This is a genomic window from Bradyrhizobium sp. CCGB20, assembly GCF_024199855.1.
Lineage (GTDB): Bacteria > Pseudomonadota > Alphaproteobacteria > Rhizobiales > Xanthobacteraceae > Bradyrhizobium.
On sequence record NZ_JANADN010000001.1, the window covers coordinates 8,936,236 to 8,950,163 of the forward strand.

12 protein-coding genes are annotated in these 13,928 nt (G+C 64.9%); 2 read left to right on the top strand and 10 right to left on the bottom strand.

Going from position 1 to position 13,928, the window contains the following annotated elements:
* Nucleotide 1: 1 nt before the first annotated feature.
* From pstC to NLM15_RS42185, 6 genes are all read right to left on the bottom strand, one after another.
* Nucleotides 2-991, bottom strand: a complete 990-nt coding sequence (gene pstC, locus NLM15_RS42160; protein ID WP_254124718.1) for a phosphate ABC transporter permease subunit PstC — start codon at nt 989-991, stop codon at nt 2-4.
* 142 nt (nt 992-1,133) lie between these two features.
* A complete protein-coding gene (gene pstS, locus NLM15_RS42165) occupies nt 1,134-2,147 on the bottom strand; it encodes a phosphate ABC transporter substrate-binding protein PstS (RefSeq protein WP_254123881.1) in 1,014 nt (337 codons plus the stop codon).
* A 144-nt stretch (nt 2,148-2,291) separates the two neighbouring features.
* Nucleotides 2,292-3,590 (bottom strand): ATP-binding protein, encoded by a 1,299-nt coding sequence (locus NLM15_RS42170; RefSeq protein WP_254123882.1) that lies wholly within the window; start codon nt 3,588-3,590, stop codon nt 2,292-2,294.
* Nucleotides 3,591-3,622: 32 nt separating this feature from the next.
* Nucleotides 3,623-4,678, bottom strand: a complete 1,056-nt coding sequence (locus NLM15_RS42175; protein ID WP_254123883.1) for a UPF0104 family protein — start codon at nt 4,676-4,678, stop codon at nt 3,623-3,625.
* A gap of 451 nt (nt 4,679-5,129) precedes the next feature.
* Nucleotides 5,130-5,432 (bottom strand): hypothetical protein, encoded by a 303-nt coding sequence (locus NLM15_RS42180; RefSeq protein WP_254123884.1) that lies wholly within the window; start codon nt 5,430-5,432, stop codon nt 5,130-5,132.
* Nucleotides 5,433-5,434: 2 nt separating this feature from the next.
* Nucleotides 5,435-6,829: an OmpA family protein gene (locus NLM15_RS42185; RefSeq protein ID WP_254123885.1), complete on the bottom strand. Its 1,395-nt coding sequence runs from the start codon at nt 6,827-6,829 to the stop codon at nt 5,435-5,437.
* A gap of 164 nt (nt 6,830-6,993) precedes the next feature.
* Here NLM15_RS42185 and NLM15_RS42190 point away from each other — a divergent pair, with 164 nt between their 5' ends.
* The gene (locus NLM15_RS42190; RefSeq protein WP_254123886.1) at nt 6,994-8,052 is read left to right on the top strand and encodes a polysaccharide deacetylase family protein; all 1,059 of its coding nucleotides are present in this window, start codon (nt 6,994-6,996) and stop codon (nt 8,050-8,052) included.
* Nucleotides 8,053-8,235: 183 nt separating this feature from the next.
* Nucleotides 8,236-9,048, top strand: a complete 813-nt coding sequence (locus NLM15_RS42195; protein ID WP_254123887.1) for an SDR family oxidoreductase — start codon at nt 8,236-8,238, stop codon at nt 9,046-9,048.
* A gap of 68 nt (nt 9,049-9,116) precedes the next feature.
* On the opposite strand, the gene boxB is transcribed toward NLM15_RS42195, so the two are convergent.
* The 4 genes from boxB to NLM15_RS42215 form a co-directional block, all read right to left on the bottom strand.
* The gene (gene boxB / locus NLM15_RS42200; RefSeq protein ID WP_212488995.1) at nt 9,117-10,568 is read right to left on the bottom strand and encodes a benzoyl-CoA 2,3-epoxidase subunit BoxB; all 1,452 of its coding nucleotides are present in this window, start codon (nt 10,566-10,568) and stop codon (nt 9,117-9,119) included.
* A 101-nt stretch (nt 10,569-10,669) separates the two neighbouring features.
* On the bottom strand, nt 10,670-12,358 hold the full coding sequence (gene boxC, locus NLM15_RS42205; RefSeq protein ID WP_254123888.1) for a 2,3-epoxybenzoyl-CoA dihydrolase: 1,689 nt from the start codon (nt 12,356-12,358) through the stop codon (nt 10,670-10,672).
* 119 nt (nt 12,359-12,477) lie between these two features.
* Nucleotides 12,478-13,002, bottom strand: a complete 525-nt coding sequence (locus NLM15_RS42210) for a DUF309 domain-containing protein (protein ID WP_254123889.1) — start codon at nt 13,000-13,002, stop codon at nt 12,478-12,480.
* Between the two features lie 18 nt (nt 13,003-13,020).
* Nucleotides 13,021-13,839 (bottom strand): alpha/beta fold hydrolase, encoded by an 819-nt coding sequence (locus NLM15_RS42215; RefSeq protein ID WP_254123890.1) that lies wholly within the window; start codon nt 13,837-13,839, stop codon nt 13,021-13,023.
* Between the last annotated feature and the right edge of the window lie 89 nt (nt 13,840-13,928).

Below are 13,928 nucleotides of genomic sequence, written 5' to 3' on the forward strand. Positions count from 1 at the left end.
GTTACTTCCCCGCTTTCTGGTCCAGCCGCATCAGCATCAGCCGGGCAGCCGCGAGTACGAAGAACGTCAGCACGAACAGCAGGAGACCGAGCAGGATCAGGCCGGACTGGTGCAGGCCGTCGCTTTCGGCGAATTCGGACGCGATCGCCGCCGAGATCGTGGTGCCCGGCGCGAAGATCGACGACGAGATGCGGAACGAGTTGCCGATGATGAAGGTCACCGCCATCGTCTCGCCGAGCGCGCGACCCAGGGCCAGCATGACGCCGCCGATGACGCCGACGCGGGTGTAGGGGATCACCACGCTGCGGACGACTTCCCAGGTGGTGCAGCCGACGCCATAGGCGGCCTCCTTGAGGACCGGAGGCACCGTCTTGAACACGTCGACCGAGATCGAGGTGATGAAGGGCAGCACCATGATGGCGAGGATCAGCGAGGCGTTGAACAGGCTGAGATAGGACGGCGGACCTGCGAAGATCGCCCCCAGCACGGGGACGCCGTCGAAGATCCTGATCATGAAGGGTTGGAACGTGTTGGCCAGGAACGGGCCCAGCACGAAGAAGCCCCACATGCCGTAGATGATCGAAGGAATGCCGGCGAGCAGTTCGATCGCCATGCCGATCGGGCGGCGCGCCCATTGCGGGCAGAGCTCGGTGAGGAAGATGGCGATGCCAAGACCCACGGGAATGGCAATCAGCATCGCGATGAAGGAGGTCACGAGCGTGCCGTAGATCGGTCCGAGCGCGCCGAGAACCGGTGGATCGGCCGACGGCGCCCAGCGCTGCGTCCACAGGAAGGAGATGCCGAATTCCTTCATCGCCGGGAAGGCGCCGACGATCAGCGAAAGGATGATGCCGCCGAGGATCAGGAGCACCGAGATCGCGGAGAGCCGCGTGATCCAGTAGAAGGTGACGTCGCCGAGCTTGAACGCGCTCAAGGCCTTGGCGCGGTCATACGGTCCGGCGTCGTCGATTACATCGCTCTGAACGGCCATCTCTGCCACGCCGATCCCCTGTGCCCGTTTATATACGCTTGTTGTTGGTCTCGTTGTTGGTCTTGCGCTCCGGATGCGGCGCGATGCCGATCCGGAGCGGACGTCTTTTGAGATCCCGGCGCCGTGTCCGGGACAAGGGCGCTTAGCTCTTGATCTCGGCAGCCCAGGTCTTCTCGATCAGGGTCACGACGCCCTCGGGCATCGGGATGTAGTCGAGCTCTTCAGCCGCCTTGCCGCCGTTCTTGAAGGCCCAGCGGAAGAACTTGATGGCTTCCTGCGAGGCCGCCTTGTCGGTGGCTGCCTTGTGCATGAGGATGAACGTCGCCGCGGTGATCGGCCAGGACTTCTCGCCGGGCTGGTCGGTCAGGATGACATAGTAGCCCGGAGCCTTGGCCCAATCGGCGTTGGAAGCGGCCGCCTGGAAGGCTTCGACCGTCGGCTGCACCGGCTTGCCGGCCTTGTTGACGAGGCCGGTGTAGGTCAGCTTGTTCTGCTTGGCATAGGCGTACTCGACGTAGCCGATCGAGTTCTTGGTCTGGCTGATGTTGCCCGACACGCCTTCGTTGCCCTTGGCGCCGACGCCGACCGGCCACTCGACCGCCGTACCCTCACCGACCTTGCTCTTCCAGTCCGCGCTGGCCTTGGCGAGGTAGTTGGTGAAGTTGAAGGTGGTGCCCGAGCCGTCCGAGCGGCGGACCACGGTGATCGCTTCCGACGGCAGCTTCACGTTCGGGTTGAGCTTCTTGATCGCGGCGTCGTCCCACTTGGTGATCTTGCCCAGATAGATGCTGGCGAGGGTCTCGCCGTCGAACACCATCTCACCGGGCTTCACGCCCTCGATGTTGACGACGGGAACGATGGCGCCCATCACCATCGGCCACTGGACGAGACCGTCCTTCTCGAGCTGCTCGGCCTTGAGCGGAGCGTCGCTGGCGCCGAAGGTCACGGTCTTGGCCTGGATCTGCTTGATGCCGCCGCCCGAACCGATCGACTGGTAGTTCAGACCGTTGCCGGTCTCCTTCTTGTAGGCGTCAGCCCATTTCGAATAGATCGGGAACGGGAACGTCGCGCCTGCACCCGTGATGTCGGCAGCAAAGGCCGCCGTCGTCGATGCGGCGACCAAGCCAGCAGCGACGATGGTTTTGATGAAATTCATGCTGGTCTCCATACAGGGGAGCGAAGCGCCATCCGCGCCCGATCGCGCTCCCCGTGCCGCCCCTTTAGGATCGGTCGGCTGTGCTTTTACGAAGGTTTCGTGACAGCTGGATGACACATCCAAGCGATTGAAATCGCTTGAGTATTAGCTCGAAGCCGGGGCCTTCGCCTGGGGAAAACAGGCGGTAAAAGTGGCGCCCTGCCTGGGCACGCTTTCGATTAAAAGCCGGCCGCGATGGCGGTTAAGAATATGTTTCACCAGCGATAATCCGAGTCCGGTTCCGCCTTGCGAGCGGCTGTCGCCGACGTCCACCCGGTAGAACCGCTCGGTCAGGCGCGGCAGGTGCTCGGGCGCGATGCCGGGCCCGAAATCGCGGACCATGACCCGGATTTCTTGAGTTCCGTCAGAGGCCGCCGGGTTTGTCAGCGACACGATGACACGTCCGCCCGAGGCCCCGTATTTGAGCGCGTTCTCGATCAGGTTCTCGAACAGTCGAAGCAGCTCCTCGCGGTCACCCGCGATCATGACCGGCGCGTCCGGCAGATTGGTCTCGACCTCGACCTGGCGCTCCCGCGCCAGCGGCTCGAGCCCGTCGGCGACCTGGAAGATGATCGGCAGCAGGTCGACCAGGGTGTCGGGCCGGACATGGGCCGACAGTTCGACCCGCGACAGCGAGAGCAGATCGTCGATCAGGCGCGCCATCCGGGTCGCCTGGTTGTGCATGATGCCCAGGAAGCGCTCGCGGGCCTTGGGATCGTCCTTGGCCTGGCCCTGGAGCGTGTCGATGAAGCCCGACAGCGCGGCGAGCGGCGTGCGCAGCTCGTGGCTGGCATTGGCGACGAAGTCGGCGCGCATCTCCTCGACCCGGCGCAGCGGCGTCTGGTCGTGGAAGGTCATCAGCATGCATTTGTCGGCGCCGCCGAAGGTTGTCGGCACCGGCACCGGCGTGATGATCAGTTCCATCCAGCGATCGACCGGGACATGGTCGAGATAGGTCGCGCGCCGCGGTTCGGTGGTCGCGATCGATTCACGCAGCGCGGTGATGATCTCCGGCGAGCGCAGCGCGAACTGGGCGAGCTCGTTCTTGCGCAGCGCCGGCGCCAGCTGGGCGGCGGCGGCATTGAGATGGATGACACGCCCGGCGCGGTCGAGCAGCACCGCCGGATCCGGCATGCCGGCGACGACCGCGGCCACCGCCGCGCTCTCGACCGGATTGACGCGGCGGGTATCGTCGCGCGAGGCGGCGTTGTCGTGCAGCCGCCAGGGGATCAGCGCCGCGGCCGCGATGCAGAGGAACACCGCCGCCGCCCGCATCACCGACAATTCGCCGAGCGAGACCACCACCGACAGCGCCAGCGCCGCCGCGATCAGGATGACGGTCGAGTGCCGCAGCCGGTCGGACCAGGGCTGCGCGGAGGGAGAAGATGGGGCGTCGATCGCCATCGGGGCGTGCTTCTCCTAAGGGGGTGCGCCGGTCAGGCGCCGCTGTCGCTGCGCTCTCTCACATAGGCGGCTTCACGCGCCGGGCCGGGGTCGAGCTTGAGCGCCGCCTGCTGCAAGCGCTTCGATCGAGCGCCGATTATAACCTCGCGAAACGTCAGCAAGATTACAGATATGACGAAGGGGGAGAGATAATAGAGGACGCGGAACAGGAGCATGCCGCCCAGCAGTTCCTCGCGGTCCATCTGCCAGAGGCCGACCAGCATGGCGGCGTCGAACACGCCGAGCCCGCCCGGCGAGTGGCTGGCGAAGCCGAGCAGCGTCGCCGAGACGAAGATCACCGCCACCACGACGAAGCCGAGATTGGGCTCGTCCGGGACCAGCACGTACATCGCGAGCGCACAGAAGCCGAGATCGATGATGCCGATGGCGATCTGGAGCAGCGTCAGCGGGCCGCCCGGCAGCACCACGGTCCAGGGCCCGCGGCCGACCACCCGCGGCTGGGTCCAGACCCAGACCACATAGGCGACCAGCCCCACGATGATCATCATCGCCAGCATCCGGTTCAGCCAGGCCGGAAGCAGGTCGATCGAGGCAGCGGCTTCCGGATGATAGGAGATGCCGAGGCCGAGCACCGCGGCATTGCCGAGCCAGAAGGTCAGGCCGGCGAGGAAGCAGATCTTTGCGACGTCGATCGCGTTGAGCCCATAGGCCGAATAGATGCGGTAGCGCACCGCTCCGCCAGTGAAGACGCTGGCGCCGACATTGTGGCCGATCGAATAGCTGGTGAAGGCGGCGAGCGCGTTGATGCGGTAGGGCACATGGGCATGGCCGATCGCGCGCACGGCAAACAGATCGTAGAAGGTCAGGGTGAAATAGCCCGCGGCCACGAACAGCGCCGCCATCGCAATCTGGCTCGGCTCGGTGCTCTTGATCGCTTCGAGGACCTCGTTGACGTCGATGCCGCGCAGCATGTGGTAGAGCACATAGCAAGCGATGCCGATGACCGCGACGCTGATCACAACTCCAAGCTTATGCAGGATTTGCTTCTGGCGCAGCAACGTCATCGCCCTGCGTATGGCTTCCAGCATCTAGACCTCGAACAACGCTTCGGCGGCCAGGGTGGCCGGCGGGCAGGCGGACGTCACACAGGCAATCGACGACCCCTCGCCGCCAGCTCCGGCATCGCGCAAGCCCACTGCTCCTCCACTAGCGCGTTTTGGGGCGGAGTGGAATTCAGCAATTCGAACAAAAACTCGTGCCTTCAATATTTTAGGCAGGGTTGCGGGCTCCTGATGCACGGTTTGGCGCTTTCGGCGGCAGGCCTGACGCGAATCTCCATGGCAATCCTGCGCAGTCGCCATGAAGTTTTGATGATTTCGACCGCACAATGTTCCGTCACGGCTTAAGCCGACGTCAATCTATGGGCCTCTCCCGCCTGACGAAAGAGGGGGTCATCGGCGCTGTGGTTCACGGTTGTCCGACCAGCCGAAAGGCCGCGCAGCCGGGCCTTGGCCCCGGCGGCCAGGGTGCAGAGCAACATCACAGAGCGGCTGGCGGCGCGGCGCGCGAGACCACCCGGTCGCGCAGCCAGGCCCCGATGGTGCAGCCGACGAGGTAGCAAGCGAACATGATCAGCCCGAGATCGAGCCAATAGCCGAAGCGGCCGGGCACCACATGCGCGAGGGAGGCCGCGACCAGGGCCGCGGCAAGCACGGCGAGCCAGCGCGCCGTCACCTTCGAGGTGCCGTTGCCGCGCTGGACCACCGAGATCCAGCCCATGCAAAAGCCCAGCAGCAGCGAACCGATCAGCCAGCCCAGATGGAACGAGACGAGATAGGGCATCTTCACCTCACCAGAAATTCGATGCGGCGGTTCTGCGCCTTGCCTTCGTCGGTGTCATTGCCTGCGAGCGGCTGCGTGGCGCCATGGCCGACCGCGGTGAAACGCGTAGCCGGCAGCCCGGCCTTGACCAAGTAGTCGATCACCGCCTGCGCGCGCTTCTCCGAGAGAGCCTGGTTGAAGGAGTCCTCACCATCGGCATCGGTGTGCCCGGCAACCTCGATATTGGTGGTGGGGCAGCGCAGCGCCGTCTCGATGAGATGGTCGAGAATGCCGGCGGAATCCGGGTCGATGTCGGCGCGTTTCGTTGCGAAGCGGATCTTGCCCTTGTTCAGGAGCTCCGTGAACAATTGCTGGCAGACCGTGCCGTCGACCGGGCCCGCGGCAGGCTTCACTGTGATCTCCGGCTTGTACTGCCAGTTCTTTGGAAAGTCCTTGCCGAGCCCGGCGCGGATGTCGTTGGCGGCCCCCTCGTAGAGGGCATCGCCCGACAGCTTCACCTCGCGATCAGACACCACGAGCGTGCCGGTCGACAGCCGCGACAGCGCGCCGAGGGCTGCGACCACGGCAGTATTGAAGGAGCCGGGCGCGCCGACGCTGGCCTTGAGATTGTCGACGACCTTTTCGGTGAAGAACTTGCGCGACGCGCTGGTCGCGATCGCCGCATGCACGGTGTTGTCGGGCACGTAGCCGGTCAGCGTCACCGTCGCGGCAACCGGATCCTTGTAGGCCTGGAAGATGTAGGGTGGCGCCTTGACCTCGTTGGCGGCGATCGAAAAACCTTCGGGCAGGTTCTTGAGCGCGGCCGCAATCGCCTCGCGGCCGCCGAGGTCGCGCGCCATGCCCGACAGATTGACCTTGGTGTCCGTGATCGTGATCTTGCCGTCCTTGAGCTTGCCGATCTGGTCGAGCAGCAGCATCGCGGCCGCCTCGAACCGCGGCGGCGCGCCGCGCGCCAGGCTCATCTGATCGGCGACCTCGACCCCGTTGACCTCCTTGCGCGCGGCCTCGGTCAGGCGCGCCTTCATCGACGGCAGGGGAGCCGAACCCGACAGCGTCACCCGCACCACGTCGCGCTCGGCATTCCAGACGAAGGGCTTTGCTTCGGGAACAAGGCGGGTCCGGTCGTCGACCAGGCGCACGCCGGGGACGAGCTCGACCGCCATCACGGCGTCGCGGCGCCCCTCCTCGGAAAAGGCGTCCGCGGCCAGCGCAACGTCGCGGCCGTCCACCGCGATCCGGGTCTTGTCCAGAACGGTATCCTTGAGCGCCGCCGAGCTGCGGGCGGAAAGGTCCGCCTCGACCGGCAAGGTATTATTCCAGGCCGCAAATCCCCACATGACGGCCAAGGGAATTAGCCCTGGCCACCATTTGCTGGCCCACTTGAAAAGCTTCTGCATTCGACGACCCGAACTCTGGAACCGGAGACAAAACAAACCCTTGGCGGGCTGTCAAACCGGAAATGGTGCCCTTCCGAAGGCCATGCGTGGACAATTGGAATAACTTTTTCTTCAAGGGTTCTTCCGTAAGTTGAAGCCGGAATGCCAGAGTCCGCCGGCCGGTCATGAAACAACTCCGTAACAACGTCATCCGCGCCGGGCTGGGAGCACTCTATTTCAGCGGGGCGCACCACCTGTTGCGCCCGCTGTTGTCGGGCGTCGGCGCCATTTTCATGCTGCACCACGTGCGGCCGGCCCGCGAGGCGACGTTCCAGCCCAACCGGCATCTCGAAGTCACCCCCGATTTCCTGCGCGCGACCCTGAGCCATTTGCGCTCGCGCGAGATCGACATCGTCAGCATGGACGAGCTGCATGAGCGGCTGGTGCAGGGCCGGTTCACCCGCCGCTTCGCCGCCTTCACCCTCGACGACGGCTACCGCGACAATCTCGACTATGCGTTGCCGGTTCTGCGCGAATTTGACGCGCCCCTGGCCGTCTATGTCGCGAGCGATTTTGCCGAAGGCACCGGACGTCTCTGGTGGACCGCGCTGGAGGCGGTGATCGCCAAGGCTGACCAGATCGACGTCCGGATCGGCCATTCCGCGCTGCGGCTGGATGCAACGACACCTGCCGCAAAACAGGTGGCGTTCGACCGCCTGCACGACTGGCTGCGCGCGCTGCCGGGCGAGCATGACCTCAAGCGCGAGATCGAGGCGCTCTGCGCCAGCTACGACGTCGACATGGCCGCGCTGTGCCGCAGCCTGTGCCTGTCCTGGCATGAGGTGAAGCGGTTTGCCGCCGATCCGCTGGTCACGATCGGCGCGCACACCATCAGCCATTGCAATCTCGCCAAGCAGAGCGAGGACATCGCCGCGCAGGAGATGGCGGTGAGCCGCGCGCGGATCGAGCAGGCGCTCGGCCACAAGGTGCAGCATTTTGCATATCCCTATGGCGACCGCGAGGCCGCGGGCGAACGCGAATTCGCACTCGCTGCATCGGCCGGCTTCAAGACCGCGGTGACGACGCGGCCGGGCATGCTGTTCGCCGAGAACGCCGGCCACATGACGGCGCTGCCGCGCGTCTCGCTCAACGGCAATTACCAGGACACGCGTATCCTGCCGGTGCTGACCTCGGGTGCCGCCACGGCGATGTGGAACGGCTTCCGCAGGATCGCGGCGGCCTGATCTATCCGCATACCCAGACCTCATCCTGAGGAGCGCTCCGAAGGAGCGCGTCTCGAAGGATGGCCGCCCGCATCCTTCGAGACGCGCTGACGCGCTCCTCAGGATGAGGGCGGAGCGGCCAACGGCGGAGATTGACTCCCCTCTCCACCCCGCTCACAACCAGCGCCAACCAAGGGAGGCACCATGTTCAACGATCTGTTCTCGCTCAAAGGCCGCGTCGCGCTCGTGACCGGCGGCTCGCGCGGCATCGGCAAGATGATCGCGGCGGGGTTTCTCAGCGCCGGCGCTGCGAAGGTCTACATCACCGCGCGCAAGGCCGGACCATGCGAGGCCACCGCGAACGAGCTCACCGCGCAATATGGCGGCGAGTGCATCGCGCTGCCGATCGACATCTCGACCGTTGCCGGCGCCGAGCTGCTGGCGAGTGAATACAACAAGCGCGAGCAAAAGCTCGACATCCTCGTCAACAATGCCGGCGCGGCCTGGGGCGCGGAGTTCGACGAATTTCCGGAAAGCGGCTGGGACAAGGTGATGAACCTCAACGTCAAGGCGCCGTTCTTCCTGACCAAGGCGCTGGCGCCGACGCTACGCGCGTCCGCGAGCGCCGAGCGGCCGGCCAAGGTGATCAACATCGCCTCGATCGACGGCATCTTCGTGAATCCGGGCGAGACCTATTCCTACGCGGCGAGCAAGGCCGGCCTGATCCATCTGACGCGCCGCATGGCCGTCAAGCTCACCCCTGATAACATCGTGGTCACCGCGATCGCGCCCGGCCCGTTCAAGTCGGACATGAACCGCGCCGCGCGCGATCACGCCGACGAGGTCGCAACCCGCGTGCCCGTGGGCCGCATCGGTACCGACGAGGACATGGCGGGCGCGGCGATCTATCTCGCCTCTCGCGCGGGCGATTACGTGGTGGGCGCGACCATCGCGGTGGATGGCGGCATCGTTTATGCCAATGCGGGGATCAAGGGGAGCGGGTGGGATAGCGATTAGGGGCGAATGGCGAGTAGCGAATGGCCAGTGGTTTCCCACTCGCCATTCGCCACTCCCAATTCGCTACTTCACGACTCGATCTTCACGTACTCGAAATCACCCGGCTTGTTGTCGATGCCGACCTTCGGCGGCGAGATCCAGGAGGCGAACTTGCCGGTCTCGGTGACGGGCTGCATCAAGGAGGTGATGAAGTCGCCGTCGGCGGTCGAGGGCAGCCATTCGTCCTTGCGCTTGGCCCAGGTGGCGTCGTCGATCAAAATGCCGTCGGGCGTCGCGTGGACGTCCTTGAACTCGCCGATGTGGCGGTGGAAGGCGACGTTGGGCAGCGTCAGCTTGAAGTCGTAGCCCGCGGTCGAAATCACCTTGTTCCAGCGCAGCATGCCCTTGACGCAGTCCTGGCTGTAATCGTCGCGCAGACGCATGTTGAGCGCGGTCAGCGCCGGCTCGTCGACCAGCTTGATCTCGCCGTTGATGAACTTGAGCACCGGATAGGTGGCGTTCTTGAGCTGGTGATCGTCGTCGATCTGGGTCTCGTGATAGCGGCCCTTGATGCCGGTGTTGAAGGCGTTGGCCGCGTTGGTCGAGACTTCCGAGCCGAACAGGTCGAGCGACAGCGTATAGTGCAGGTTCAGCTTCTTCTGGATCGTCGGCAGGTCGATCACGCCGAGCGCGCGGACCTTCGCGATATCGGTCGGATCGGTGATGCCGGCCTCGCGCATCGCATCGCAGGTGCGCTGCACGACGCGGGTGATGCCGGTTTCGCCGACGAACATGTGGTGCGCTTCCTCGGTCAGCATGAAGCGGCAGGTGCGCGACAAGGGATCGAAGCCCGACTGCGCCAGCGAGTGCAGCTGCATCTTGCCGTCGCGGTCGGTGAAGTAGGTGAACATGAAGAAGGAGAGCCAGTCCGGCGTCGCCTCGTTGAAGGCGCCGAGCATGCGCGGCGCATCGGCATCGCCGGAGCGGCGGCGCAACAAATCATCCGCTTCCTCGCGGCCGTCGCGGCCGAAATATTTCTGAAGCAGGTAGACCATCGCCCAGAGGTGGCGGCCTTCCTCGACGTTGACCTGGAACAGGTTGCGCATGTCGTAGAGCGAGGGCGCGGTCTTGCCGAGATGGCGCTGCTGCTCGACCGAGGCCGGCTCGGTGTCGCCCTGGATCACGATCAGGCGGCGCAGCATGGCACGATATTCGCCCGGGACTTCCTGCCAGGCCGGCTCGCCAAAATGCTCGCCGAACGGCACGACGCGATTCTCTTCCTGCGGCGCAAGCAGGATGCCCCAGCGATAGTCGGGCATGCGGACATAGTCGAACTTGGCCCAGCCGCGCGGATCGACCGAGTAAGCCGTGCGCAAATACACCAGCGACTCCTGAAAGCCTTCCGGCCCCATGTCGCTCCACCAGTCCATGTAGCCGGGATGCCAGCCTTCCAGCGCCTTCAGCACCTGGCGGTCTTCGGCGAGATTCACGTTGTTCGGAATCTTGGTCGAATAGTCGACGTTCATGATGTTCATATTCATGGTGGACCTCCCGTGGGGGACTGACTCGTTTGAAGGGGCGAATAGCGAATGGCGAGTAGCGAATGGAATTGCCCCATTCGCTATTCGCCACTCCCAACTCGCTAGACTCGCGTCATATCGAATTTCGGCTTTTGCCCGCTGCCATAGCGGCGCAGTGCGCCTTCCTCGCCGACCGCGTTCGGGCGCTGGAAGATCCAGTTCTGCCACGCGGTCAGGCGCGAGAAGATCTTTGATTCCATCGTCTCGGGGCCGACGAAGCGCAGGCTGGCTTCCATGCCGGTGAGGCTGTCGGGCGAGAAGCTGGCGCGCTCCTCCAGGAACACGCGGACCTCGTCGTCCCAGTCGATGTCGTCGAGCGCGAAGGTGACGAGGCCGAGCTCCTCGGCCTGCTCGGCATCGAGCGCGGTGCCCATGGTGGCTTCCGCGCGCTCCACATCGGCCGGATCGGCCTGGAAGCGCGACTCCAGCCGGGTCAGGCCGTGGCTCATCGGATACGGACCGAAATTCATGGCCGACAGTTCGATCGACGGCGGCGGACGATTGTCGCCCTGGCGCGTCCCGATCAGCATGTAGGAGCGGTCGGCGGCGAAGACGAGCTCGGCGAGCGTGCCGGCAAAGCAGGAGCCCGGCTCGACCAGCGTCACCAGCGTGCGCGAGGTGACGTCGATGCGCTTGAGCACGCGCTTCCAGTAGTGCCTGATCTCGTTGACCAGCCAGTGCGCCTTGTTGGCTTCGAGGAAGGCGTCGCCGGCGAGCACATGGGCGCGGTCGCCATGGCTCTTGAACACCAGCATCGCGATCTCGAGCTCGTTGATGCGCAGATGCAGGATGGCGTCGTCGATCTCACGCGCGACCTGGAGCGGCCAGAACGAGGCGCCCTGCGCCATCATGCCGTCGATATCGGCGGGTGCTGCCGCCTCCGGCGCCTTGATCGAGATGGTGGCAATGCGCGCGGCGCGGTCGATGTCGACCGTGACAAAACCATAGCGCATGCTGGTCTCGTCGATCACGCGCTTGAGCGGCGTCAGCGCGATGCCCTTGCCGCTGCCCTTGCGCTTCGAGCCATCGGCGAATTCCCTGGCGCGCTCCGCGATCCTGGCCTCGAGCTTCGAGTTCGGCGCGATCTCGTCGACGAGGCGCCACTGCACGGCGCGCTTGCCCTTCACGCCTTCCTCGATGGTGCAGAAGAAATCGGCGTGGTCGCGGCGCACCTTGCGCTTATCGACGACACGGGTGAGGCCGCCGGTGCCCGGCAGCACCGCCAGCAGCGGCACTTCGGGCAGCGCCACGGCGGACGAGCCGTCATCGGCGAGGATGATGTGGTCGGTCGCAAGCGCCAGCTCATAGCCGCCGCCGGCGGCCGAGCCGTTCACGACGGTGATGAAGCGCTGGCCGGAATTCTCCGAAGAGTCTTCCATGCCGTTGCGGGTCTCGTTGGTGAATTTGCAGAAGTTCACCTTGTGAGCATGCGTCGAGCCGGCGAGCATGCGGATGTTGGCGCCGGCGCAGAACACGCGGTTCTTGGCCGAGCGCATCAAGACGACCTTCACCTCCGGATGCTCGAAGCGCAGCCGCTGGACCGCGTCGGCAAGCTCGATGTCGACGCCGAGGTCGTAGGAATTGAGCTTGAGCAGATAGCCCTCGAACAGGCCGCCATTCTCGTCGACGTCCATGGTCAGCGTGGCGACGTCGCCGTCGACCGCGAGCTTCCAGTGCCGGTAGCGGGACGGCTCGGTCTGGAAATCAATGAATGTCGCGCCGCCTGCGAGGCGCCGTTCTTCCCCGGCCATGGGTCACCCCTAAGCTTGATTATGCATTTTCGCCGTAGCGTTAGATGCACAATAGTGCATCTTTTGGAGCGCGTCTAGCCCTTAGCCGCCAATGCATGCACTTTGTTTCATGAAACTGACTACGACCGCACGATAGCGCCGAGGGCGATCCAGTCCGCCTTGGAAAGCTGGGGCCGGCCGAGCTTGGCCTGGAGCAGTGCGGCGAGCGCCGGGATCGGAAAGCTTTCGACAAAGCCGTCGCCGCCCGGGGCCGCCTTGCGCGAGCTCAGCGCCCGCAACTCCGTTTGCGCGTCGCCGAACAGGCGCACGGCGGAATGCAGTCGCTGCATCCGCAGCCGCAAATTCGCATTGGCCACATGGATGCAGGCGCGCAGCAGGATGCGCTCGCGGCCGCCTTGCGGCGCGGCGGCCCAGACCGCCTCCAGCACCTCCTGCGATTCCCAGAAATAGCCGCGGTCGTTGAGCGCGAGCCCATAGCGCAGCGCCGGATGGCGCGCCGGCACATAGCCGCGGAAGGCCGGGGGTACCAGCGCCTTGGCCAAACGAAGCGTCTCGTAATCCGCGTCGGCCCTGCCGGCCTCGCCCGGCACATAGGCCCATCGCGGCCACGGCAGCGGGCCGCTCGCATGTGAAGGCACATTCATGGATGTGCCTCCGCAGGATCATGCGGCGCGTCCCTGAAGGCCCTGATCGTCGCGCAGGGCCGCGCTTGCAAATTGCTCAATCGCGTCAAGCGTCGCCCCCGGCGCTTCACGATGCGGGGAATGGCCCGCCTCTGAAATAATTTTCAAATCTACTGGACAGTAACACTCTTCCTGCGCGATTTCGACCTGTCGCAATGTCCCATATTGGTCGTCGACCCCTTGCAGGATCATCAGGGGAACGCGGATGTAGGCGAGATATTCGGAAATGTCCCAGTCGCGGAATTTCGGGTCGAGCCAGGCGCCGTTCCAGCCTCGGAAGGCGTTGTCGACGTCCTTGTGCCAGCGCGCGAGCTTTGGCTTCAGGTCCGTGGTCTCGAAGGCGGTCTTGATCGCGGCGATCGATGTCACCGAGATGTCCTCGACGATGAAGTGCGGCGCGATCAGCACCAGGCCCTGCAGCCGGTGATCCTGATGCGCACCGGCATAGATCGTCGCGATCGAGGCACCGTCGGAATGGCCGAGCAGCAGGCCGCGCTTGAACGGAATTGCATCGAGGATCTTGGGCAGCACGTCCAGCGCCTCGCGCTGCATGTAATCGAGCGGCCGCGGCAGCGTCACCGGGCTCGACTGGCCGTAGCCGGCACGCGAATAGACGAAGATGCCGGCACCGGTCGCCTCTTGAAGCTTTTCCGGAAAATCCCCCCAGAGGCCGACGGAGCCGAGGCCTTCGTGCAGCATGACGATGGTGGGCGCATCGGCGGATTGCGGCGCGAGCCATTTGTATTCGAGGCTGGCACTGCCGATGCTGAGGAAGCCGGTGGGGGTGAGGTTGGTCATGTGATCGTTCCCGTTCATTCCGTCATTCCGGACAGCTCGCAACGCGAGCTGATCCGGAATCTCGAGATTGCTTTGCGGCTCGAGATTCC